General features: G+C 65.8%; 21 protein-coding genes and 1 riboswitch. Of the genes, 12 read left to right on the top strand and 9 right to left on the bottom strand.

What is annotated here, in order from left to right; genetic code table 11:
* Nucleotides 1-44: 44 nt before the first annotated feature.
* Both AB7F11_RS12685 and AB7F11_RS12680 read left to right on the top strand, forming a co-directional pair.
* Nucleotides 45-6,293 carry an excinuclease ABC subunit UvrA gene (locus AB7F11_RS12685; protein ID WP_428290265.1) on the top strand — a complete coding sequence of 2,083 codons (6,249 nt, stop codon included), beginning with the start codon at nt 45-47 and terminating at the stop codon, nt 6,291-6,293.
* 175 nt (nt 6,294-6,468) lie between these two features.
* Nucleotides 6,469-6,792: a hypothetical protein gene (locus AB7F11_RS12680; RefSeq protein WP_428290266.1), complete on the top strand. Its 324-nt coding sequence runs from the start codon at nt 6,469-6,471 to the stop codon at nt 6,790-6,792.
* On the opposite strand, the gene AB7F11_RS12675 is transcribed toward AB7F11_RS12680, so the two are convergent.
* Genes AB7F11_RS12675 through AB7F11_RS12665 form a run of 3 tightly spaced genes read right to left on the bottom strand, consistent with a single transcriptional unit; the run spans nt 6,789 to nt 9,276 of the window.
* On the bottom strand, nt 6,789-7,169 hold the full coding sequence (locus tag AB7F11_RS12675; RefSeq protein ID WP_428290267.1) for a hypothetical protein: 381 nt from the start codon (nt 7,167-7,169) through the stop codon (nt 6,789-6,791). The genes AB7F11_RS12680 and AB7F11_RS12675 overlap by 4 nt on opposite strands.
* 44 nt (nt 7,170-7,213) lie before the next feature.
* Nucleotides 7,214-8,479, bottom strand: coding sequence for an MFS transporter (locus tag AB7F11_RS12670; protein ID WP_428290268.1), 1,266 nt, complete (start codon nt 8,477-8,479; stop codon nt 7,214-7,216).
* Nucleotides 8,476-9,276, bottom strand: coding sequence for an HAD-IIB family hydrolase (locus AB7F11_RS12665; RefSeq protein WP_428290269.1), 801 nt, complete (start codon nt 9,274-9,276; stop codon nt 8,476-8,478). Before AB7F11_RS12665 ends, AB7F11_RS12670 begins: the two co-directional genes overlap by 4 nt.
* Nucleotides 9,277-9,331: 55 nt before the next feature.
* A riboswitch (S-adenosyl-L-homocysteine riboswitch) is annotated at nt 9,332-9,419 on the top strand.
* A gap of 68 nt (nt 9,420-9,487) precedes the next feature.
* Between AB7F11_RS12665 and ahcY the strand changes: the two genes are divergently transcribed.
* From ahcY to AB7F11_RS12645, 4 genes are all read left to right on the top strand, one after another.
* On the top strand, nt 9,488-10,921 hold the full coding sequence (gene ahcY, locus AB7F11_RS12660; RefSeq protein WP_428290270.1) for an adenosylhomocysteinase: 1,434 nt from the start codon (nt 9,488-9,490) through the stop codon (nt 10,919-10,921).
* A gap of 87 nt (nt 10,922-11,008) precedes the next feature.
* On the top strand, nt 11,009-11,761 hold the full coding sequence (locus AB7F11_RS12655) for a TlyA family RNA methyltransferase (protein WP_428290271.1): 753 nt from the start codon (nt 11,009-11,011) through the stop codon (nt 11,759-11,761).
* Entirely contained in the window at nt 11,762-12,607 is an 846-nt protein-coding gene (metF, locus tag AB7F11_RS12650) for a methylenetetrahydrofolate reductase [NAD(P)H] (RefSeq protein WP_428290272.1), read from the top strand.
* Complete coding sequence (locus tag AB7F11_RS12645; RefSeq protein WP_428290273.1) at nt 12,604-13,026, top strand: septal ring lytic transglycosylase RlpA family protein; 423 nt, start codon at nt 12,604-12,606, stop codon at nt 13,024-13,026. Before metF ends, AB7F11_RS12645 begins: the two co-directional genes overlap by 4 nt.
* 105 nt (nt 13,027-13,131) lie before the next feature.
* Here AB7F11_RS12645 and AB7F11_RS12640 read toward each other — a convergent pair whose 3' ends face one another.
* From AB7F11_RS12640 to paaA, 5 genes are read right to left on the bottom strand one after another with little or no spacing between them, the layout of a single operon-like run.
* Entirely contained in the window at nt 13,132-14,238 is a 1,107-nt protein-coding gene (locus AB7F11_RS12640; RefSeq protein ID WP_428290274.1) for a 2Fe-2S iron-sulfur cluster-binding protein, read from the bottom strand.
* A gap of 4 nt (nt 14,239-14,242) precedes the next feature.
* Nucleotides 14,243-14,746 (bottom strand): 1,2-phenylacetyl-CoA epoxidase subunit PaaD, encoded by a 504-nt coding sequence (gene paaD / locus AB7F11_RS12635; protein WP_428290275.1) that lies wholly within the window; start codon nt 14,744-14,746, stop codon nt 14,243-14,245.
* A gap of 8 nt (nt 14,747-14,754) precedes the next feature.
* Nucleotides 14,755-15,606, bottom strand: coding sequence for a 1,2-phenylacetyl-CoA epoxidase subunit PaaC (gene paaC, locus AB7F11_RS12630; RefSeq protein WP_428290276.1), 852 nt, complete (start codon nt 15,604-15,606; stop codon nt 14,755-14,757).
* Nucleotides 15,606-15,902 (bottom strand): 1,2-phenylacetyl-CoA epoxidase subunit PaaB, encoded by a 297-nt coding sequence (gene paaB, locus AB7F11_RS12625; protein WP_428290277.1) that lies wholly within the window; start codon nt 15,900-15,902, stop codon nt 15,606-15,608. Before paaB ends, paaC begins: the two co-directional genes overlap by 1 nt.
* Nucleotides 15,899-16,921, bottom strand: a complete 1,023-nt coding sequence (paaA, locus tag AB7F11_RS12620; RefSeq protein WP_428290278.1) for a 1,2-phenylacetyl-CoA epoxidase subunit PaaA — start codon at nt 16,919-16,921, stop codon at nt 15,899-15,901. Before paaA ends, paaB begins: the two co-directional genes overlap by 4 nt.
* 166 nt (nt 16,922-17,087) lie before the next feature.
* On the opposite strand from paaA, the gene AB7F11_RS12615 reads away from it, so the two are divergent.
* The gene (locus AB7F11_RS12615) at nt 17,088-17,723 is read left to right on the top strand and encodes a CAP domain-containing protein (RefSeq protein ID WP_428290279.1); all 636 of its coding nucleotides are present in this window, start codon (nt 17,088-17,090) and stop codon (nt 17,721-17,723) included.
* A 9-nt stretch (nt 17,724-17,732) separates the two neighbouring features.
* Here AB7F11_RS12615 and AB7F11_RS12610 read toward each other — a convergent pair whose 3' ends face one another.
* The gene (locus AB7F11_RS12610) at nt 17,733-18,650 is read right to left on the bottom strand and encodes a 23S rRNA (adenine(2030)-N(6))-methyltransferase RlmJ (protein ID WP_428290280.1); all 918 of its coding nucleotides are present in this window, start codon (nt 18,648-18,650) and stop codon (nt 17,733-17,735) included.
* Between the two features lie 207 nt (nt 18,651-18,857).
* Here AB7F11_RS12610 and rplM point away from each other — a divergent pair, with 207 nt between their 5' ends.
* From rplM to erpA, 5 genes are all read left to right on the top strand, one after another.
* Nucleotides 18,858-19,295: a 50S ribosomal protein L13 gene (rplM, locus tag AB7F11_RS12605; RefSeq protein ID WP_428290281.1), complete on the top strand. Its 438-nt coding sequence runs from the start codon at nt 18,858-18,860 to the stop codon at nt 19,293-19,295.
* Between the two features lie 12 nt (nt 19,296-19,307).
* Nucleotides 19,308-19,700 (top strand): 30S ribosomal protein S9, encoded by a 393-nt coding sequence (gene rpsI / locus AB7F11_RS12600; protein ID WP_428290282.1) that lies wholly within the window; start codon nt 19,308-19,310, stop codon nt 19,698-19,700.
* Between the two features lie 100 nt (nt 19,701-19,800).
* Complete coding sequence (locus tag AB7F11_RS12595) at nt 19,801-20,508, top strand: DUF6776 family protein (RefSeq protein WP_428300020.1); 708 nt, start codon at nt 19,801-19,803, stop codon at nt 20,506-20,508.
* A gap of 20 nt (nt 20,509-20,528) precedes the next feature.
* A complete protein-coding gene (locus AB7F11_RS12590) occupies nt 20,529-20,927 on the top strand; it encodes a bactofilin family protein (protein WP_428290284.1) in 399 nt (132 codons plus the stop codon).
* A gap of 110 nt (nt 20,928-21,037) precedes the next feature.
* Nucleotides 21,038-21,403, top strand: a complete 366-nt coding sequence (erpA, locus tag AB7F11_RS12585) for an iron-sulfur cluster insertion protein ErpA (protein WP_428290285.1) — start codon at nt 21,038-21,040, stop codon at nt 21,401-21,403.
* Nucleotides 21,404-21,749: the final 346 nt, after the last annotated feature.

The following is a 21,749-nucleotide window of genomic DNA, read 5'->3' as shown; positions in this document are numbered from 1 at the left end:
ACACCCCTCCGTAGAATGTCCGGCTCCCCCTCTGGAGCCCCTGCATGTCCGACGCCTTCCTGCCCGCTGAGCTGCCTGCGGCCGCGATTTCAACCGCTTCCCCTGGCGATGGGGTGGAGCCATCGTCGGAGGGGGGCTCCGGCCTGATCCGCATCCGGGGCGCCCGCCAGCACAACCTGAAGAACCTCAACCTGGACATTCGCACCGGTGAGCTCACCGTGGTCACCGGACCCAGCGGATCGGGCAAGTCCAGTCTCGTGTTCGATACCCTGTTCGCCGAAGGCCAGCGCCGCTACGTGGAGACGTTCAGTGCCTATGCGCGCCAGTTCCTGGACCGCATGGACAAGCCGGCGGTGGACCGCGTGGACGGCGTGCCCCCCGCCATTGCCATCGACCAGACCAACCCCGTGCGCAGTTCGCGGTCCACCGTGGGGACCATGACCGAGCTCAACGACCACTTGAAGCTGCTGTTCGCGCGCGGCGCCGAGCTGTTCGACCGCGAGACCGCTGCCCCTGTGCGGCACGACTCGCCCGAATCCATCTTCGCCGAATTGAAGGCGCGTGCCGCCGCTGCGGGCGACCCGCGCCTGGTGGTCACGTTCCCGGTGGAGCTGCCCGCCAGCACCACACCCGACGAAGTGGCGCAGTGGCTCTCGGCCAGTGGCTACACCCGAGTACAGGCCGAGCGCACCGTGCAGCGCGAGGCGGCGTCGGACACCGAGGCCAAGGGCAAGAAAAAAGCGAAACCCGTCATCGAGGCGGTCAAGCTGCTTGACGTGGTGGCCGACCGCTTTCGCATGAGCACCACCGAACCTGCGCGCGTGATGGAAGCCATCGAGGTCGGCCTCAAGCGCGGTGGCGGCAAGCTCATGGTCTATGCACTGAAATTGGAATCTGACCCCAATTCGGGTGATTCGGGTCCAGGGGAGCCCGAGATCTGGCGGTTCAGTACCGGGTTGCATTGCCCGGAGAGTGACATCCGGTACGCGGAGCCCACGCCTTCCATGTTCTCGTTCAACTCGGCGGTGGGTGCCTGTGAGTCCTGCCGGGGGTTCGGGCGGGTGATCGGGGTGGACTACGGGCTGGTCATTCCGAACGACAAGCTCACGCTGCGCGCCGGCGCGATCAAGGTCTTCCAGACGCCAGCCTGGAAGGAGTGCCAGGACGACATGATGCGGCACGCCGAAGCCGCCGGCATTCCGCGCGACACGCCCTGGGCCAAGCTCACGCCCGAACAGCAGCTGTGGGTGAAGGGCGGCTCGCCGCAGTGGAACGGCAAGTGGAATCAGCAGTGGTACGGCGTGGCTCGCTTCTTCGAGTACCTGGAGAGCAAGGCCTACAAAATGCACATCCGTGTGCTGCTCTCCAAGTACCGCAGCTACACCGAATGCCCGAGCTGTCGGGGTGCGCGCCTGAAGAACGACAGCCTGCTCTGGCGCATCGGCACCCGGGCCCAGGCAGACGCCGTGCTCCCGGCGGAAAGACGCTGCATGCCCCAGGGTGTGACATGGAGCCGGGCGCAGCTCGAAGCGCTGCCGGGACTGTGTTTGCACGATCTGATGCTGATGCCGCTGGAGCGCCTGCGCACCTTCTTCGGCACGCTCGACGAAGCGCTGCCGCCCGCAGGCTCGGATGCCACTGGCCAGGCGCAGGCGCTGCGCCTGCTGCTCGACGAGATCAACACCCGCGTGCGCTACCTCTGCGAGGTCGGTATCGGCTACCTCACGCTGGATCGCCAGAGCCGTACCTTGTCTGGCGGCGAAGTGCAGCGCATCAACCTCACCACCGCGCTCGGCACCTCGCTGGTGAACACGCTGTTCGTGCTGGACGAACCCAGCATCGGCCTGCACCCGCGAGACATGGCGCGCATTGTCGATGCCATGCTGCGACTGCGCGACGCCGGCAATACGCTGGTGGTGGTGGAGCACGACCCGGCGGTCATGCTGGCTGCCGACCGCCTGATTGACATGGGCCCCGGCCCTGGTGAACGGGGTGGCGAGATCGTGTTTGACGGCACGCCCGAGTCCATCCGCTCGGCCGACACCTTGACCGGTGCCTACCTGGGCTCGCGCAAGACGGTGGGCATGGGCTTCAAGCGCATGGTGACCGACAACACACCACGCCTCATTCTGGAAGGCGCGCGCGAGCACAACCTGAAAGACGTCTCGGTCGAGTTCCCGTTGCAGCGCCTGGTGGTCGTCACCGGCGTCTCGGGCTCGGGCAAATCCAGCCTCATCCAGGACGTGCTGGCGCCCGCGCTGCTGCGCCACTTCGGCAAGTCCACCGACAGTCCGGGCGCACACGATCGCCTGCTCGGTGCCGACCACCTCAGCGAGGTGGTGTTCGTCGACCAGTCGCCCATCGGCAAGACCGCGCGCTCCAACCCGGTGAGTTACGTCGGCGCGTGGGACGCCATCCGCGCGCTGTTTGCCGATTTGCCGCTGGCGCGCCAGCGCAGTTACACGCCCGCCAAGTTCAGCTTCAACAGTGGCGACGGGCGCTGCCCCACCTGCGGCGGCTCAGGCTTCGAACACGTGGAAATGCAGTTTCTCAGCGACGTCTACCTGCGTTGCCCGGACTGCGACGGCAAGCGCTACCGGCCCGAAATCCTGGAGGTCAAGATCGAACGCACGCTCCCCGTCCGGCCTGAGCCCTCATCCGTTCGGCCTGAGCCCCCATCCGTTCGGGCTGAGCCTACATCCGTTCGGTCTGAGCCCTCATCCGTTCGGTCTGAGCCCTCATCCGTTCGGTCTGAGCCTACATCCGTTCGGGCTGAGCCTGTCGAAGCCCATGCCCACACCCTGGCGAGCCCTTCGACCGGCTCAGGGCGAACGGGAGGCGGTCGGACGGTGAGCATGAACGTGGCCGACGTGCTCGACCTCACCGTGAGCGAAGCCGCCGCCTTGTTCGCCGGCGATCGAGACGTCATTCGCGCGTTGCAGCCCATCGTGGACGTGGGCCTGGAATACGTGAAGCTCGGACAGCCCGTGCCCACGCTCTCGGGCGGCGAAGCGCAACGCCTCAAACTCGCGGGCTTTCTGGCCGAGGCCGCGAAGTCTGCCAGTGCCAGTCGCCAGCCGCTCTCACGCAAGGGCACGCTGTTCCTGTTTGACGAGCCCACCACCGGCCTGCACTTCGACGACATCGCCAAGCTCATGCGGTCGTTGCGCAAGCTGCTCGATGCAGGCCACTCGCTCGTGGTGATCGAGCACAACCTGGATGTGATCCGCGCCGCCGACTGGCTGATCGACCTGGGTCCTGAAGGGGGTGACGCCGGTGGCGTCGTGGTGGCCGAAGGTCCGCCCGAGGCGGTGCGTGAACACCCGACCAGCCACACCGCCAAGGCGTTGCGCGATTACGCGCTGTCCATGGGCGAGGTGCATGAAGTGAATGAGACCGGCATCGGGCACAAATACCGGGCGGCGCTTCGACCCCGGCGCAAGACGCGCCATGCCAACGCGATCCAGATCGTCAACGCCAAGGAACACAACCTGAAGAATTTGAGCGTGGACATCCCGCGCGGCAAATTCAACGTCATCTCCGGCGTCTCCGGCTCGGGCAAATCCACGCTGGCGTTCGACATCCTGTTCAACGAAGGTCAGCGCCGCTACCTGGAAAGCCTCAACGCCTACGCGCGCAGCATCGTGCAGCCCGCCGGCCGGCCCGAAGTGGACGCGGTCTATGGCATTCCGCCTACGGTAGCGATCGAGCAGCGGCTCTCACGTGGCGGACGCAAGAGCACGGTGGGCACCACCACCGAGGTGTGGCATTTCCTGCGCTTGCTCTATGTGAAGCTTGGAACGCAGCATTGCGTGCATGACGGGGCGGCGGTGATGCCGCAGAGCGCCGACAGCATTGCCGCAGCCATCCTCTCGCGCTACAAGGGCCGGCACATCGGTCTGCTCGCGCCGCTGGTGGTCAACCGCAAGGGTGTCTACACCGAGCTGGCCGACTGGGCGCGCCCGCGCGGACACAGTCACCTGCGTGTGGACGGCGAATTCCTGCCCACCACGGGCTTCCCGCGCATCGACCGCTTCAAGGAGCACACCATCGAGCTGCCGGTGGCCGACTTCGTGGTGAGCGCCGACCACGAGACCGCGCTGCGCCAGCAACTCAACAAGGCCCTGGAGATCGGCAAGGGCGTGGTTCACGTGCTCACACCGCTCGACGGCCTGGCGCAGGCCCTGGCCAAGGGCGCTTCCACGCGCGATCTCGGCGCGCTGGAGGTGTTCTCCACCACGCGCGCCTGCCCGGTCTGCGCCACCAGCTACCCCGAGCTCGATCCTCGCCTGTTCTCTTACAACAGCAAGCACGGCTGGTGCCCCGACTGCGTGGGCACCGGTGTGAAGCTCTCGCGCGACCAGCGCAAGGTGCTCGACGACTCGGTGCGCGACGATCAGGAGCGCGGCCGCGAGCAGAGCTTTGCCGAACCTGAGGTGGAGGACATCGCCGACGAGGTCTGCCCCACCTGCGAAGGCACACGCCTGAACGCACAGGCGCGTGCCGTGAAGTTCGCCGGCGCGGGCATCACCGACGTCGCGCGCCTGTCGGTGCGCGAGGTGCGCCAGTGGGTAAGGGGCCTGATGAACCTCCCCGTCCGCGATGAGCCCGCCTCCATTCGCCCTGATCTCGCCTCCATTCACCCTGAGCCCACTTCCGTTCGCCCTGAGCCTGTCGAAGGGCCTCCAGGCACGCAAGGTTTTCGCCCCCCTCACCCCGAACGGGGTGTCGTGATGAGTGCCCGCGAATCCGATATCGCGCGCGACCTGCTGCCCGAGATCGAAAGCCGACTGGCCTTCCTGGAGGAGGTGGGCCTGAACTACCTCACGCTGGATCGGGGCGCGCCCACCCTCAGCGGCGGCGAGGCGCAACGCATCCGCCTGGCGGCGCAGTTAGGCAGCAACCTGCAGGGCGTGTGCTACGTGCTCGATGAACCCACCATCGGCCTGCACGCGCGCGACAACGCCATCCTGCTCAACGCCTTGCACAAGCTCGGCGAACAGGGCAACACGCTGGTGGTGGTGGAACACGACGAAGACACCATCCGCCGCGCCGATCACATCATCGACATCGGACCCAGTGCGGGCAAGCGTGGCGGCCGCGTGGTGGCGCAGGGTTCGGTGGACGACCTGTCGGCGAAGCCGGAATCGGTGACTGGGCGCTACCTGCTGCATGCGATGAAGCACCCGCTGCAGGCGAGGCGCGAGGTCTTGCCCGTGAGTGAGGCCGCTTGCTGGCTCCAGGTCAAGGGCGCCCACTTGCACAACCTGAACCAGCTCGATGCCGCCGTGCCGCTGCAACGCCTGGTCGTCATCACCGGTGTATCGGGTTCGGGCAAGTCCACCCTGGCGCGCGACGTGTTGCTGACCAACGTGGCCACCGCGGTCAGCCAACGCAGCACCTCTGCGGGGCGCTCCGCCTGGGACAAAGGGCAACGCCCCGAGTGGACCGCTTGCGAAAAACTGCTGGGTTCCGAAGTGGTGGACCGCGTGCTCGAAGTGGACCAGACACCCATTGGCAAGACCCCGCGCAGTTGCCCGGCCACCTACATCGGCTTCTGGGACACGGTGCGCAAACTGTTTGCCGACACGCTCGAAGCCAAGGCGCGCGGCTATGCACCAGGGCGCTTCAGCTTCAACACCGGCGAAGGCCGTTGCCCCGGCTGCGAAGGGCAGGGCATGCGCACCATCGAGATGAGCTTTCTGCCCGATGTGAAGGTGCCGTGCGAGGTCTGCCACGGTGCGCGTTTCAACCCCGAAACGCTGGCCGTGACGTGGAAGGGCAAGAGCATCGGCGACGTGCTGCGCATGGAGGTGGACGAGGCGGTCGATTTCTTCGCTTCCATGCCCGCCATCAGCCATCCTCTGCAATTGCTCAAGGACGTGGGGCTGGGCTATCTCACGCTCGGCCAGCCGAGCCCCACGCTGTCCGGCGGCGAGGCGCAGCGCATCAAGCTGGTGACCGAGCTCAGCAAGGTTCGCGACGACGTGACGCGGCGCGGCCAGAAGGCGCCGCACACGCTGTATGTGCTCGACGAACCCACCGTGGGCCTGCACATGGCAGACGTGGAAAAACTCATCCGCGTGCTGCACCGCCTGGTGGACGGCGGCCACAGTGTGGTGGTGATCGAACACGACCTGGATGTGATGGCCGAAGCCGACTGGATCATCGACCTGGGACCCGAAGGCGGCGCGGGTGGCGGCCGCATCGTGGCCGCCGCACCGCCGGACGAGGTGGTGCGGCTGAGCACGCACACCGGGCGCGTGCTCGGGCCGGTGCTCGCGCGGGTGTGATGCGCGCACTTTTCCCTGTTCAGGCCGAGCCTCTGCCCGTCCGGGCCGAACCTCCCCCCGTCCGGGCCGAACCTCCCCCCGTTCGGGCCGAGCCTCCCCCCGTTCGGGCTGAGCCTGTCGAAGCCCTTCCCAGCCAGGACGCCCTTCGAAAGCCTCAGGGCGAACGGAGAATGGATTGAGCACTCACCAGGTCATCCACATTCACGCCGAAGCGCCCACCAAGCCGGCACTCGGTGCACCGTGCAACGGTTGCGGCCTGTGTTGCCTGGCCGAGCCTTGTCCGCTGGGTCGGGTGATCTCGCGCAAGCGCCTTGGCGCCTGCGACGCGCTGCGCTGGGACGGTGCGCAGAGCATCTACCGCTGCGGCGCCCTGACCGACACCAAAGCCGTACTGGGGCCGCGCTGGCGTTGGGCGGCGCCGTTGATCAGTCGCCTCGCTCACCGCTGGATTGCAGCAGGCAGGGGCTGCGACGCTTCGCTGGAAGCCAGCCCGCGCTAACGCAGCAGCACCCAGACCACGCCTGCGGCCAGCAGCGCCGCCGCCCAAAGCAACAGCCGGGTGCGCTTGCGCAGCACGTCCACCGCGCTCACCAGCCGGGCGTTCTGTTCGGCCAGCTCGGCCAGCGTCTGTGCCATCTGTTCCTGCACCGCCGCCTGCTGGTCGATCAGCTGACGCGCTTCCACCAACCGGTTCTTCAGTTCACCCACGCTCGGCGGAGCCTCGCCGAGGTCCAGCGGTTCGGCGCGAGCCACCGTGGGCAGGGGCGCCTTCTGGCGATCCATGAGCTTGCGGGCGGCGTTCAGCACCTTGGGGGCGTGCTCGATCACGTCGCCCCAGGGAATCACTTTCAGTGCAACCAGCCAGGGAATGGCCATGGAGAGTCCTTTGTCGGTGGATGGGGGCACCCGGTGGGAGCAGATTAACGCGGGTGGGTTCCCGCAGATGGGGACGCGACGGCCCGTCTCAACAGCCAGGCGCCACCACCTGCCACCACCAGCAGCAGCGCGGGAAACCCGATCGTCGGCGCCCACTGCAGCGCAGCGGCGCCCAGCGCAGGGGCGAGCACGCCACCCAGCGTGTAGGCGAGCACCAGCACAGCCGTGCTGTTGACCAGGGTGATGCCGGCTTCGCGCGAGCCGATGTCGATCATGGCCAGTGTGTAAAGGCATCCACCCGCGCAGCCCCACAGAAAGGCCACTGGCGCGGCCAGCCAGGGCGTGCTGGCGACGAACGGAATGACCAGCGTGGCGACCAGGGTGACGAGCGCACAGGCGCGCATCAGCGCGAGGCGCGCGGTACGTTCATCGCCCCAGCGTTGCCGGGGATGGTGTGCCATGCGGTCGGCCAGCATGCCGGCGGGCAACATCATGATGGCACTGCCCAGGCCGCTGGCCGATACCAGCAACGCGGCGAGCGTCGCGCCCAGGCCGAGTGCCAGGCCATACAGCGGCAGGATGGATGTGAGGCCGCTCTCGAAAAAGCCGCCGACGAACCCCACAGTCATGATCAGCGGATGCGCACGCAACGCGTGCCAGACACCCGAGAGGCCAACGCGCGCGCTTTGTGCATCGGCCGCTGCCGGTACGCGCGGAATCAGCAGGCTCCAGCACAGGCCCAGCACGGTGAAGCCGAGCGCGATCCACAATGCCAGGTCGCTCTGTGCCCCGGCCCAGGCCAGCACCAGCGGCCCCAGCACGAAGGTGGAGCCCACCATGGTTTCGAAAATGCCGACGTTGCGCCCGCGCTGGTGCGAAGGCGAGAACTCGGCCACCACGGCCTCGGCCAGCACCCAGCGCAGCCCGGCGGCCATGCCTTCGATGAAGATGCAGGCAAACCACAACGCCAGCGAACTGCTGGACATGAAGCCGCCGATGGCCAGCACCGGTACCAAGGCCGCGAGCCAGAGCGATGGCCGACGACCCAGGCGCTGTGTGATCGCAGAGGCGAACGGCGTCATGGCGAAGATGCCCAGCCAGCCGGTGGCCACGAACACGCCGGCCAGGGCAGTGGACACGCCGTCGCCCTTGAGCCTCAGCAGCAGCAGGGGCATGAGCATGAAGTAGCCGACGAGCTGGAAGAAGGTCGAGCCGAAGATGGCGAACAGGCCCAGCGGCGCGTGCGCGACGGGATGGCCAGGCGCGGTGCCCAGGCTGGTGAGCGAGGGTGGTAGCGGGTGCTCGCTCATGGGCCGCGTGCGGCGAGCACTGCTGCAGCCACCTCGGCAAAGCCGGCGCCGCGCTCGCCTTCGGCCACATAGTGAGGATGGTGGGAGAGCGCGTCCCAGAAGCGGGCCACGTTGGCCACGCCCACGCTGTTCGGAAAGTGGCCGAACATTCGCGCGTCGTTGGTGGAGTCGCCCACATAGACCCAGCGATCCAGTTCGTCGTCGAGCATGCGCCCCATGCGCTCACGAACGATCCAGCGCGCGCCAGCAAGTTTGTCGTGGTCGCCAATCCAGCCGTTGACGTGGATCGAGCTCACCGTGGCGTTCAGGCCTTCGGCGCGCATCAAGCGAACCACCCGTTCGATCTCGTCGTTGTCGAGGTGCGCGAACTCGCTGTGGTCGATCGCGATGTCGGTTTCGCGGCCGGGGCTGTCTTCGGCCAGGCGGGCCTGCGGCAGCGCGGTCAGCACAAGCCGGGCCACGTTCTGCAGCCGCTGGAAGTTCATCGCGCGGGTGGTGGCGTCCTGCAGGTAGGCGCGGCGGAGCTGGCCATCATCGCCACGCCACAGCGCCACGGCGCCGTTTTCCGCCACGATCGCACCCACCGGCCAGTCCAGTGCGAAGGCCTCGCTCCAGCCGGCGGGCCGTCCAGTGATGGCCAGCACCGGCATGCCCGCCGCACGCAGGCGGTGCAGCGCGTCCAGGGCGTCAGGCGTGATGGCGCCGTCTGTCGTGAGCGTGTCGTCAATGTCGGTCAGCACGCCCTGGATGCGCGCGCGCGCCGGGGCGGGCCAGCGGCTGAGTGGGGTTTTGTCCATGGAAGGCCGGCAGTTTCTCACAGGCACCGAAACCCCTGGATCGGCTAGAATCCCCCGATCCGAGGAGCGTTGCAGCGTCCCACCGATCTGTTCGGCAGCGGGGCGTGAGGCTCGGACCATCCATGCAACGACGCTCATCCACATCCCGTGCGATGAGTTCATTCCGACTCCCCTGCGCGATGTGGTTTGTCCATCCTTACTGGAGCGAACCATGAATGCCCGTCTGAACAACCCGACCTTCACCGATTGCGCGATCGCCGACATCGCACTGGCCGAATGGGGCCGCAAAGAAATCAGGATTGCCGAAACCGAGATGCCAGGCCTGATGGCCATCCGCGAGGAATTCGCCAGCAAGCAGCCCCTGAAGGGCGCTCGCATCACCGGCAGCATCCACATGACGATCCAGACGGCGGTGCTGGTCGAGACCTTGCAAGCCCTGGGCGCCAGCGTGCGCTGGGCCTCGTGCAACATCTTCTCCACGCAAGACCACGCCGCAGCCGCGCTGGCTGCCAAGGGCACGCCGGTGTTCGCGCACAAGGGCGAGAGCCTGACCGAGTACTGGGACTTCACGCACCGCATCTTTGAATTCGGCGCCAAGGGCGAAGAAGGCGAAGGCCCCAACATGATCCTGGACGACGGCGGCGACGCCACGCTGCTGATGATCCTGGGTCAGAAGGCCGAGAAGGATTCGTCGGTCATCAGCAAACCCACCAGCGAAGAAGAAACCTGCCTGTTTGCCTCGATCAAGGCCAAGCTGGCGCAGGACCCGACCTGGTACACCCGCAAGGCGAGCCAGATCATCGGCGTGACCGAAGAGACCACCACCGGCGTGCACCGCCTCAAGGAAATGAGCGCCAAGGGCACGCTGCCGTTCCGCGCCATCAACGTCAACGACTCGGTCACCAAGAGCAAGTTCGACAACCTGTACGGCTGCCGCGAATCCCTGGTCGACGGCATCAAGCGTGCCACCGACGTGATGATCGCTGGCAAGGTCGCGGTGGTCGCTGGCTACGGCGATGTGGGCAAAGGCTCGGCCCAGGCCCTTCGCGCCCTGTCGGCTCAGGTCTGGGTCACCGAGATCGACCCCATCAACGCCCTGCAAGCTGCGATGGAAGGCTACAAGGTCGTGACCATGGAATACGCCGCCGACAAGGCCGACATCTTCGTCACCACCACCGGCAACAAGTCCATCATCACGCACGACCACATGGCCGCGATGAAGGATCAGACCATCGTCTGCAACATCGGCCACTTCGACAACGAGATCGACATTGCCTCGATCGAGAAATACACCTGGGAAGAGATCAAGCCACAGGTTGATCACGTGATCTTCCCGGACGGCAAGAAGATCATCATGCTGGCCAAGGGCCGCCTGGTGAATCTGGGCTGTGGCACAGGCCACCCCAGTTTCGTGATGTCGAGCTCGTTCGCGAACCAGACCATCGCGCAGATCGAACTCTTCTCGCACCCCGACAGCTACGACATCGGCAAGGTCTATGTGCTGCCCAAGCACCTGGACGAGAAAGTGGCCCGTCTGCACCTGAAGAAGGTCGGCGCCATGCTGACCGAACTGACGGACGAGCAGGCCGCCTACATCGGTGTGCCCAAGCAAGGTCCGTACAAGCCCGACACGTACCGCTATTGAGCACCCCGCCGCGCTTTGCGCGGCCCCCTCAAGGGGGCGATGCCTGCGGCCCGGAAGCCGGTTCCGCAGCATTTCTGGAACGCCACCATGCGTGCTGATCAATTGCTCGTCGAACGCGGCCTGGCAGCCACCCGTTCGCAGGCCCAGCGGCTCATCGCCGCGGGCGTGCTGTGGCGTCTGCCGGGTGGCGACTGGAGCTTGGTCGCCAAGAACGGTGAGGAGCTGCGCGACACGGCCGAACTGCGCCTGCTCGACACGGCGGAAACGCGCTACGTCTCGCGCGGCGGCCTCAAGCTCGAAGGCGCCTTGCGCCACACCGGGCTCGACGTGAGTGGCCTTCGCTGCCTGGATGTGGGGCAGAGCAGCGGTGGCTTCACCGACTGTCTGCTGCAACGCGGGGCAAAGCAGGTGGTGGGCGTGGACGTGGGCCAGGGGCAGTTGCATCCTTCGCTGCGGAACGATGAGCGCGTGGTCTGCATCGAGAAGTGCAACGCGCGCGAACTGTCCGCCAACGTGCTGGAGGACGCAGGCGGCCCACCGCCGTTCGACCTGATCGTGGCCGACCTGTCGTTCATCTCGCAGACCCTGGTGTGGCCTGCGCTGGCGCCGCTGATGGTGGAGCATGCTCACATGTTGATGCTGGTGAAGCCGCAGTTCGAGCTGCAGCCGGAACACATCGGCAAGGGCGGTCTGGTGAAGGACGTGGCGAGCCATGCCATCGTCCGTGAACGCATCGAGCAGGCCTGTGTCGACAACCGCCTGACGCTGCGAGACTATTTCGAGAGCGCGATCACCGGGGGTGACGGCAATCGCGAATTCTTTGTTTTTGCGAGCCTGTGAATGAAAGGTGGCACCGTGAGTCTTCCGATCAGCCTGGAGTTTTTTCCGACCAAGACGCCAGAAGGCGCGGTCAAGCTGCGCGCGGTTCGCCAGCAGTTGTATGCACTCAAACCCGAATTCTGCTCGGTCACTTTCGGTGCCGGTGGCTCCACACAGGACGGTACCTTGCAGGCGGTGTCCGAGATCATGGCCGAGGGTTGCCCCGCAGCGCCGCACCTGAGCTGTATCGGGCAATCGCGCGAAAGCATTCGCGAGCGCCTGGCGGCCTATTCGGCCGCCGGCATCCGCCGCATCGTTGCGCTGCGCGGTGATCTGCCCAGCGGGTATGGCCTCGGTGGCGAATTCCGCTACGCCAGTGATCTTGTGGCTTTCGTTCGCGCCGAGACCGGTGAGCGCTTCCACATGGAAGTGGCGGCCTACCCCGAGACGCATCCGCAGGCGAAATCGCCGCAGAGCGACCTGGAGGCCTTCGCGGCCAAAGTGAAGGCGGGTGCAAACTCGGGCATCACGCAGTACTTCTTCAACAGCGATGCGTATTTCCGGTATGTTGACGAATTGCATCGGCTCGGCGTGGATGTGCCCGTGGTGCCGGGCATCATGCCCATCACCAGCTCCACGCAGCTCATGCGTTTCTCCGACGCGTGCGGCGCCGAGATCCCGCGCTGGATCCGCATGCGGCTGCAGGCTTTCGGCGACGACACCGCGTCCATCAAGGCATTCGGGCTGGACGTGGTGACCGACCTGTGTGACCAGTTGCGCCATGCCGGTGTGCCCGGCCTGCACTTCTACACCATGAACCAGAGCGGCGCGACCACCGAGATCGTGCAGCGCCTGGGCCTGTCATGAGTCTCAGACCCGCGCTCACCGCATTGCTGGCCACGGTGCTCTGGCTGGGCGGTTGTGCCACGCGCGCGCCTTCCACGCCCGACATGCAAGGCATGCCCGGCGTCGAGCTCGGTGCGGGTGAAGCAGATCAGGTGATCGAGCGAGGCATGGCCTCCTGGTATGGCGAAAAATTCCACGGTCGGCGCACCGCCAGCGGCGAGGCATTCGACATGCACGCACTGACCGCTGCGCACAGGACACTGCCGTTTGGCACCCGTGTGCGCGTGCGCCATGCCGGGACGGGCCGGGAAGTGCTGGTGCGCATCAACGACCGGGGCCCCCATGTGAAAGGCCGCATCATCGACCTGAGCCGTGCGGCCGCTGCTTCGATCGGATTGGTGCAGGCGGGTGTGGCGCCGGTCGTGGTGCTTGCTCCTTGAGGTGTGGAGCTTCCCCGCAAGAGACACCGAGGAACCGGCTTTGCCGGGCCTCTGGTGTCGCCCCCCTTCCAGGGGGAGGCGCCGAAGGCGACGCAGGGGGTGACTCTATCTTTCGTCGTAGCTCACCACCACCCGGTCGGTGGTGGGGCGAGCCTGGCAACTCAGCACGAAGCCCTTGTCGGTTTCCCACGGTTCGAGCGTGAAGTTCTTCTCCATCGCCACCGCACCCTCGAGCACCTTGGCGCGGCAGGTGCAACACACGCCGCCCCGGCATGACCAGGGCAGGTCCAGCCCGGCATTGAGGGCGACATCGAGCACGCGCTCGTCGCGGTTCATGCGAAGCTGATGAGGCTTGCCGTCGAGCACCACGGTCAACGCCACCTCGCCCTCGGTGCGCACCGCGGAATGCCCGAGCACCACCGCCTGACGCTTTTCCGGTGGCAGCGATTCCAGTGCGGGTGAAGTGAAGCGCTCGGTGTGCACGCGGTCGGCCCGCACGCCTGCGGCGAGCAGCGCCTTTTCGGTCGCCTCAATCATGGCTTCGGGGCCACAGATGAAAACCTCGTCCATGCTGGCCACCGGCAGCAGCGTGGCAATGAGCGCGCGCACCTTGTCGCCGTCGATGCGGCCTTCGAGCAAGGGGACTTCCTGCGCCTGGCGAGAGAGCACGTGGATGAGCGTGAGCCGTCCGGCGTAGCGGTCCTTCAGGTCCTGCAGCGCTTCGTTGAACATCACGCTGCCCATGCGCCGGTTGCCGAAGACCAGGGTGAACCTGGAGGTCGGCGATTCCTCCAGTGTGCTGGCCATCAGCGAGAGGATGGGGGTGATGCCCGAACCGGCCGCGAAACCCACGCGGTGCACGGCGCGCGGCTTGTGCACGGTGAAGCGACCGTCTGGCGGCATGGCCTTGAGCGTGTCCCCCACCTTGAGCGCGGTCGCAGCCCAGTTGGAAAACACACCGCCCTCCACCGGGCGGATGCCCAGGGTGAGTTCGCCCTGGCGGGTATAGATGCTGCGCGGGCTGCTGATGGAATAGCTGCGTCGCACGTCCTGCCCGTCGATGTTGGCGCGCACTGTGAGGAACTGGCCGGGCTCGAAGGCGAAAGTGGCGCGCTGATCGGGTGGCACGCTCAGGGTGAGCGCCACCGCACCGGCCGCTTCGGGGCTGATCCGGGTGATCGGCAGTTCGTGGAATCGGGCAGCGGTGCTCATGGCGTCAATAGGGTTTGAAGTAGTCGAAGGGTTCCAGGCAGTCGAGGCAGCGGTACATCGACTTGCAGGCGGTGGAGCCGAAGGGCGAGGTTTCGGTGGTGTGCGTCGAGCCGCACTGTGGGCACGGCACGGCTTCGTGTGCCATGGCCCGGCGCGAGAACTTCAGAACGTTGGAGCCCGACCGGGTGTCACTGCCGCATTGCGGTGGCGCGATGCCATAGGCGCGCAACTTCTCGCGCGCGGTTTCGCTCATCCAGTCGGTGGTCCAGGCCGGGGCCAGCTGCGTGACCACGCGAGCCGAGAGGCCGGCATTCGTGAGGGCCGCTCGCACATCGTCCTCGATCTGGCCCATGGCCGGACAGCCACTGTAGGTGGGCGTGATCACCACCTCGGGCGTGCCGTCGGAGCCGGTGCGCACCTCACGCAGGATGCCCAGTTCGCGCAGGCTGATGGCCGGAATCTCCGGATCGGCCAGGTCGGCCAGCGCGTCCCAGATATCGGTGTGCATGCCAGGCCTCACCACACGGCGCGGGGGTGCGCGCGCGCCAGGCTCTGCATCTCCGCCAGCAGAAAGCCCATGTGCTCGGAGTGCAGGCCGCGCTTGCCCTGCGGCACATAGCCTTTTTCCACAGGTCGCTGCAGCGTGGCTGCCTTCAGGGTGTCGTCCAGCAGCGCATTCCAGTCCTCTCGTAGGCCGGCGGCGTCCACGCCAGTGCCGTCTCTGGCTGCCTGCGTTTCTGCTTCGGAGCCGATCCAGAACTCCTGCACATAAGGCAGCAGGTGTTCGAGAGCGGCCTGCGCGCGCTCATGCGATGCCGCCGTGCCGTCGCCGAACCGCACCAGCCAGTCGCTGGCGTGGCGCAGGTGGTAGCGCGTCTCCTTGAGCGATTTGGCGGCGATGGCGGCGAGCTGCGCGTCGGCCGAGGATTGCAGGCGGTCCCATGCCAGCACCATGAATGCGCTGTAGAGAAAATTGCGGGCGATGGTGGTCGCGTAGTCACGGTCGCCGGATGCGGTGCCGGCCAGCGGGCCGCTGTGGGGCAATTCAAGCAACGTGTGGTTGCGGAACTCGGCCACGTCGCGAAAGTAGGCCAGCGTGTCTTCGGTGATGCGGCCGTCCTGGCGTGCGCCTTGCAGATGGGCGAAACGCCGGGCCTGGTCGGCGTCGTCGTTGATCAGCGCAGCTGCATGCTGGTAGAGCAGGCGCGCCTGGCCCAGCAAGTCGAGGCTGTTGTTGGCCAGCGCCAGGTCCTCTTCCAGGATCGGGCCATGGCCGCACCATTCGGCGTTGCGCTGGCCGAGGACCAGCGCGTTGTCGGCCAGGTGGAGCAGGTAGTCCACGGGGGCGTGCGTGGGCGCGGCGACCATCACATGTGCCCCACTTTCTCGGGAATTTCGTAGAAGGTCGGGTGGCGGTAGACCTTGTCGGCGGCCGGGTCGAAGAAGCTGTCCTTGCTGTCGGGCTCGCTCGCGGTGATGCTGCTGGAAGGCACCACCCAGATGCTCACGCCTTCCTGGCGGCGCGTGTATACGTCGCGCGCCAGGTGCAGCGCGTGTTTCGCATCGCTCGCGTGCAGGCTCCCGCAATGCTTGTGCTCCAGGCCCTGCTTGCTGCGCACGAACACTTCCCACAAGGGCCATTCTTTCAACGCGGGGGTATTCATGCGGCCCCCTTCATGGCTCGTTCCTGTTGTTTGCGGGCATGGACCAGCGCGGCCTCGCGCACCCAGGCGCCGTCGTTCCAGGCCTTCACGCGCGTCGCCAGACGTTCCTTGTTGCACGGCCCGTCGCCATTGACCACCGCCCAGAACTCGTCCCAGTCGATCGCGCCGTAGTCGTGGTGGCCGCGCGCCTCGTTCCACTTCAGATCGGGGTCGGGCAGGGTGACGCCCAGCACCTCGGCCTGCGGCACAGTGGCGTCCACAAACTTCTGTCGCAGGTCGTCGTTGCTGATGCGCTTGATGCCCCAGCGCATGCCCTGCACGCTGTTGGGGCTGTCGGCGTCCGGGGGGCCGAACATGGCAAGGCACTTCCACCACCATCGGTTCACCGCGTCCTGCACCATGGCTTTCTGCTCGTCGGTGCCCTGCATCATCACCAGAAGGGCTTCGTAGCCTTGCCGCTGGTGGAAGCTCTCTTCCTTGCAGACGCGGATCATGGCGCGCGCATACGGGCCAAAGCTGCATCGGCACAGCGGAATCTGGTTCATGATCGCCGCGCCGTCCACCAGCCAGCCGATCACACCCACGTCGGCCCAGGTGAGGGTGGGGTAGTTGAAGATGGAGCTGTACTTGGCGCGGCCGCTGTGCAGCGCATCGAACATCTGGTCGCGGCTGGTGCCCAGTGTCTCGGCCGCGCTGTAGAGGTAGAGGCCGTGGCCGCCCTCGTCCTGCACCTTGGCCACCAGGATGGCCTTGCGCTTCAAGCTCGGCGCGCGCGAGATCCAGTTGCCTTCGGGCAGCATGCCCACGATCTCGCTGTGCGCGTGCTGGCTGATCTGGCGCACCAGCGTCTTGCGGTAGGCCTCGGGCATCCAGTCGCGCGGTTCGATCTTGCCGTCGGCGTCGATGATCGTGTCGAAATGGGCCTGCAGCGCGGCGCTGGCCTCGTCCAGCGGCACCGCCTTGAGGGCGGCGGACTTGACGTCCACAGAGTCAGGAACGTTGAACGACTGGGTGTACATGGGGCGTCTCCTGCGCGGCGTGGGTGCGCGATCTGGGCAGTATAGCCAATTAGCCGACCGAGCGGTCGGCTAATTTTCGGGGCTCAGATCGGGGTTTGTCCGGAGCCCGCAACCGTTCGCACATTCGCTTACCGTCACGGGCCGGGCAGACCGTAGAGTGATCGACATGCCTGCATTCATCCCTCCGCCTTCTTTTCAAATCCGCCATCTCGCCGCCAGTGCGCTGTGCCTGGCGCTCGCCGCGTGCGGAGGCGGAGGCTCGGATTCGAATGCACCCCTGGCCGGCGGCGTGAGCGGAGCGCCCAGCAGCGTCTCGGGATCTTCGAGCGCCACGGGTGCACCCGGTCTGCTGGCGCTGGACGCCACCACGAGTTGCGGCTTGGCCGATTTCAAGAACAGTCTGATGCAGCAGATCAACACCGCCCGCGCCACCGCCCGCACGTGCGGCAGCACGGCGATGCCTGCCGTCGCTGCACTGACGTGGAATGACCGCCTGTTCTCGGCCGCCGCGCGGCATTCACGCGACATGGCGACCAACAACTATTTCTCCCACACGGGGCTGGATGGCAGCAGCCCGGCGCAGCGCCTGGCGGCTGAAGGCTACGCCTGGTCCTGGGCCGGGGAGAACATCGCTGCCGGGCAGCCGACCGTGGCGGCGGTCATGAGTGGCTGGCTGGCCAGCCCGGGGCATTGCGCGAACATCATGCGCGCCGAATACCAGGACGTGGGCGTGAGCTGCGTCCAGCAGAGTGGAACCACCTACGGCAGGTACTGGACCATGGCGCTGGCCCGGCCACAGTGAGCCGTGGCTTCAACCGCCGCCGGACTCGATGGCCTGCGACTTGCCCCTGCCGCGTCCAAGGTGCGCGAGCAACTCAGGCAGCGCCCCGGCCAGCACCGCCTTGAGCGTGTGTGGCGGATTGATCACGAACATACCGCTGGCCGTGAGTCCCGGTCGGTCGTCCGGACCGTGGGCCGGATCCTGACCGATGGCCAGTGTGGCATGGAGCCAGGGACGTTGCGCCTGGTTGGACAAGGTTTTCAGGCGGCGCGGGAGATCGTGCGCCTCTGGCCGCGGGATCACCGGGTACCAGACCAGGAACGTGCCGGTGGGAAAACGTCGCAGGCATTCTTGTATGCATGCGCTCACTTTTCCGTAATCGCTCTTGATCTCGTAACTCGGGTCGATCAGCACCAGCGCGCGCCTGGAGCCCGTGGCGGACGGCGGCGGGGGCAGCAGGGGTTTGACACCCTCGAACCCGTCCTCCCGCGCCACCGCGATCTGGCGCCCCGCTTCAAGCTGGGCAATATTGGCCGAGAGGGTACGGCTGTCGGTGGGGTGCAGTTCAAACAGCTTGAGCCGGTCTCGCGACTCGGCTCGCATGAGCTGGTGCATGACAAAGGGCGACCCCGGGTAGACACGCAGCGCCCCCGAGGGGTTGTAGCTGGCAATCAGATCAAGGTAATCGTCGATGGCCGGCGCTGCCGCAGCGGGTTCCTTTCCGGCCGGGCGCAGGGCCGCCATGAGCTTGACCACGCCGTCCCTGGCCTCTCCACCGGTCTCGGTGTAGTCGCCATCGAGCCGGTACAGGCCAGCGCCGGCATGGGTGTCGATCAGCGTGATGCCGGCCTCCTTGCGCATGAGGTGGCGCAGGGTGGCGATGAGGGTGAGGTGCTTGAGCACGTCGGCGTGGTTGCCGGCGTGGAAGGCGTGGCGGTAGCTGAACATCGTCCGATGGTAGCGGTTTGGCCGCCCCGATCGACCGTCCAGGAGGCCCAGGTTGCCAGCAGTCCCGGATATTTCGTACAATCGAGGGCTTCGCAGCGACTTGCTGGCTCCGCGGCGAAGTATCCAGAAACCCACCTAAGAGCGTTCCGTCAGAGAACGACCGACCGTGGAAAAGAGCCGCCAAACCGACTCCTCAAGAGAAAACTCATGACCAAAACGTTCAGCGCCAAACCCGCTGACGTGAAGCACGAGTGGTTTGTGATTGACGCGACCGACAAGGTCCTCGGACGAGTAGCCAGTGAAGTTGCTCTCCGTTTGCGCGGCAAACACAAGGCCATTTACACGCCTCACGTCGATACCGGTGATTTCATCGTCATCATCAACGCAGCCAAGATCCGCGTCACGGGCAACAAAGCCCTCGACAAGGTCTACTACCGCCACTCGGGCTACCCCGGCGGTATCTATGGCACCAACTTCCGCGACATGCAGGCCAAGCACCCTGGCCGTGCGCTCGAGAAGGCTGTCAAGGGCATGCTGCCCAAGGGCCCGCTCGGTTACGCCATGATCAAGAAGCTCAAGGTGTATGGTGGCGCGGAGCATCCGCACACCGCCCAGCAGCCGCAAGTGCTGGAAATCAACGCCTAAAGGAGCCTTGAGATGATTGGTGAATGGAACAATGGCACCGGCCGTCGCAAATCCAGCGTCGCCCGCGTGTTTCTGAAAAAAGGCAGTGGCCACATCACGGTCAATGGCAAGGACATCCAGGCCTATTTCGGCCGCGAGACCTCGATCATGATCGCCAAGCAGCCCCTGCTGCTGACCAACCACGCCGAAACCTTTGACATTCAGGTCAACGTGCATGGTGGCGGCGAGTCCGGCCAGGCCGGTGCGGTGCGTCATGGCATCACCCGCGCGCTGATCGACTACGACGCAACGCTCAAGTCGGAACTGTCTCAAGCCGGTTTCGTCACGCGCGATGCCCGCGAAGTGGAACGGAAGAAGGTCGGTTTGCGTTCGGCTCGCCGTCGCAAGCAGTTCAGCAAGCGCTAAGCGCCCTGGCAACCACCTGGAAACCGCCTTCAAGTCGAACTTGGGGCGGTTTCTGCTTTCTGGGCCCAGGTTTCTTTTGCTTGCACTTTGAAAGGTTTGAATGCGTTTTCGCCTGTTGCGTCGACGGCTCACGGTCAGTGCACCGATGGTGTCTGTGCGCAGCAGGTTGCCCTGGCCCATGCGTTGGCTGCTGGGTGCGATCGTGCTGGGGTTTTCTGGTGCGCTGGCGGTCTGGGCGTTCGAGTTCGGCAAGGACATCGCAGGGCTGGATCGCAACGCCGCACTGGAGCTGATGCAGTTGCGCCGCGAGGTGCAGGTGCTTCGCTCCAACCTGAATGAATCGCAGTCGGTGTCCAATACGTCGGAAAGTCTCTTGATCGCCGAGCGTGCCACGCAGGAGCAGCTCATGATGCAGATCCGCCAGTTGCAGGCAGACAATCTGGCGCTGCGCAGCGACCTGGGTTTCTTCGAGCGCCTGATTCCCGGATCGGGTACCGATGCCCTGAGCATCCGGGGCTTGCAGGCCGAACGGGTGTCGGACACGCAATTGCGCTGGCAGGTCTTGATGATGCAGGCCAGCAAGAACGCACCTGACTTCAAGGGCACCCTGGAGGTCATCTTTGTCGGCACATTGGACGGCAAACCCTGGACCACCACGCAGGCGCCGACGCCTCAACCGGTGTTGATCAAGGGCTATCTGCGCATGGAGGGACTGGTGGACGTGCCGGCCCAGGCCGTGGTAAAAAATGTGACCGCCAGGATCCTGCAAGGCAGTTCGGTGAGGTCCATGCAAAGCTTCAACCTGTAACCCGTTGTCAGGAGTTCTTCATGTTCAACAAGAAAAAGCAGCCCCCGATCAAGAGCCTGATCGCCCAGGGCACCCGAATCGAAGGTCATGTGCTCTTCCACGACGGCCTGCGCATCGACGGCGAGGTGGTCGGCGACATCCGCGCCAGCGACGAGAAGCCGAGCATTCTGGTGGTGAGCGAGGTGGCCACGGTGACAGGGCAGATCCATGCGGACCACGTCATCATCAACGGCCACGTCAAGGGCCCGGTGCTGGCCTTCGACCTGCTGGAATTGCAACCCAAGGCGAGAATCGAGGGCGATGTGTCCTACAAGGCCCTGGAAATGCACCAGGGCGCCACCATCAGTGGTCAGCTCAAGCCCATGGCAGGCGGCCTCGACGACAAACCCACACTGAAACTGGCGGCAAACAACGGCTGATCCCGTTGCAGGGCGATTTGAATTAGCATCGGACCCTGTCCGTGGGTGAATCGCACCCACCTTGTTTCTGTGGCCCTTCTGCGGCCACACCCAATCCCGAGAGGTGATCCATGAGCGCAGTGGCCGAAAGCATCCAGTCCGAAATGCCTGCGCCGTTGATCTTCACTGACAGCGCCGCAGCCAAGGTCGCCGAGCTGGTGGCCGAAGAAGGCAACCCCGACCTGAAGCTGCGCGTGTTCGTGCAAGGTGGCGGTTGTTCTGGTTTCCAGTATGGCTTCACCTTCGACGAGGTGGTCAACGAAGACGACACCACCATGAGCAAGAACGGCGTGTCCCTGCTCATCGACGCCATGAGCTACCAGTATCTGGTGGGCGCAGAGATCGACTACAAAGAAGATCTGGAAGGCGCTCAGTTCGTGATCAAGAACCCCAACGCCAGCACCACCTGCGGCTGCGGTTCCAGCTTTAGTGTCTAGATAGGCACTCCCCCCTGCGCCGCTGACGCGGCTTCCCCCCTCTCTGACGCGCCTGCGGCGCTTGGAGGGGGGACGATGCCTGTGGCCCGGCAAAGCCGGTTCCACGGCATCCCTGGACAACGTAGCCCATTCCGGAGAGCTGGGCGCTCATCGAGAGACAGCGAGGGTCCGGCTTTGCCGGCCCAAGCTGTCGTCCCCCCTCTCTGGCGCGCCTTCGGTGCTTGGAGGGGGGACGATGCCTGTGGCCCGGCAAAGCCGGTTCCACGGCATCCCTGGACAACGTAGCCCATTCCGGAGAGCTGGGCGCTCATCGAGAGACAGCGAGGGTCCGGCTTTGCCGGCCCAA

Source organism: Hydrogenophaga sp., assembly GCF_050250835.1.
Taxonomy (GTDB): Bacteria; Pseudomonadota; Gammaproteobacteria; order Burkholderiales; family Burkholderiaceae_C; genus Hydrogenophaga.
This window is presented reverse-complemented; position numbering and strand designations above follow the sequence as displayed.

Bases quoted from the DNA above. Each gene is read 5' to 3' on its own strand.
- AB7F11_RS12685 (WP_428290265.1), top strand. From the start codon at position 45: ATGTCCGACGCCTTCCTGCCCGCTGAGCTGCCTGCGGCCGCGATTTCA.
- AB7F11_RS12675 (WP_428290267.1), bottom strand. From the start codon at position 7,169: ATGGCCATTCCCTGGCTGGTTGCACTGAAAGTGATTCCCTGGGGCGAC.
- AB7F11_RS12670 (WP_428290268.1), bottom strand. From the start codon at position 8,479: ATGAGCGAGCACCCGCTACCACCCTCGCTCACCAGCCTGGGCACCGCG.
- AB7F11_RS12665 (WP_428290269.1), bottom strand. From the start codon at position 9,276: ATGGACAAAACCCCACTCAGCCGCTGGCCCGCCCCGGCGCGCGCGCGC.
- ahcY (WP_428290270.1), top strand. From the start codon at position 9,488: ATGAATGCCCGTCTGAACAACCCGACCTTCACCGATTGCGCGATCGCC.
- AB7F11_RS12655 (WP_428290271.1), top strand. From the start codon at position 11,009: ATGCGTGCTGATCAATTGCTCGTCGAACGCGGCCTGGCAGCCACCCGT.
- metF (WP_428290272.1), top strand. From the start codon at position 11,762: ATGAAAGGTGGCACCGTGAGTCTTCCGATCAGCCTGGAGTTTTTTCCG.
- AB7F11_RS12645 (WP_428290273.1), top strand. From the start codon at position 12,604: ATGAGTCTCAGACCCGCGCTCACCGCATTGCTGGCCACGGTGCTCTGG.
- AB7F11_RS12640 (WP_428290274.1), bottom strand. From the start codon at position 14,238: ATGAGCACCGCTGCCCGATTCCACGAACTGCCGATCACCCGGATCAGC.
- paaD (WP_428290275.1), bottom strand. From the start codon at position 14,746: ATGCACACCGATATCTGGGACGCGCTGGCCGACCTGGCCGATCCGGAG.
- paaC (WP_428290276.1), bottom strand. From the start codon at position 15,606: ATGGTCGCCGCGCCCACGCACGCCCCCGTGGACTACCTGCTCCACCTG.
- paaB (WP_428290277.1), bottom strand. From the start codon at position 15,902: ATGAATACCCCCGCGTTGAAAGAATGGCCCTTGTGGGAAGTGTTCGTG.
- paaA (WP_428290278.1), bottom strand. From the start codon at position 16,921: ATGTACACCCAGTCGTTCAACGTTCCTGACTCTGTGGACGTCAAGTCC.
- AB7F11_RS12615 (WP_428290279.1), top strand. From the start codon at position 17,088: ATGCCTGCATTCATCCCTCCGCCTTCTTTTCAAATCCGCCATCTCGCC.
- AB7F11_RS12610 (WP_428290280.1), bottom strand. From the start codon at position 18,650: ATGTTCAGCTACCGCCACGCCTTCCACGCCGGCAACCACGCCGACGTG.
- rplM (WP_428290281.1), top strand. From the start codon at position 18,858: ATGACCAAAACGTTCAGCGCCAAACCCGCTGACGTGAAGCACGAGTGG.
- rpsI (WP_428290282.1), top strand. From the start codon at position 19,308: ATGATTGGTGAATGGAACAATGGCACCGGCCGTCGCAAATCCAGCGTC.
- AB7F11_RS12595 (WP_428300020.1), top strand. From the start codon at position 19,801: ATGCGTTTTCGCCTGTTGCGTCGACGGCTCACGGTCAGTGCACCGATG.
- AB7F11_RS12590 (WP_428290284.1), top strand. From the start codon at position 20,529: ATGTTCAACAAGAAAAAGCAGCCCCCGATCAAGAGCCTGATCGCCCAG.
- erpA (WP_428290285.1), top strand. From the start codon at position 21,038: ATGAGCGCAGTGGCCGAAAGCATCCAGTCCGAAATGCCTGCGCCGTTG.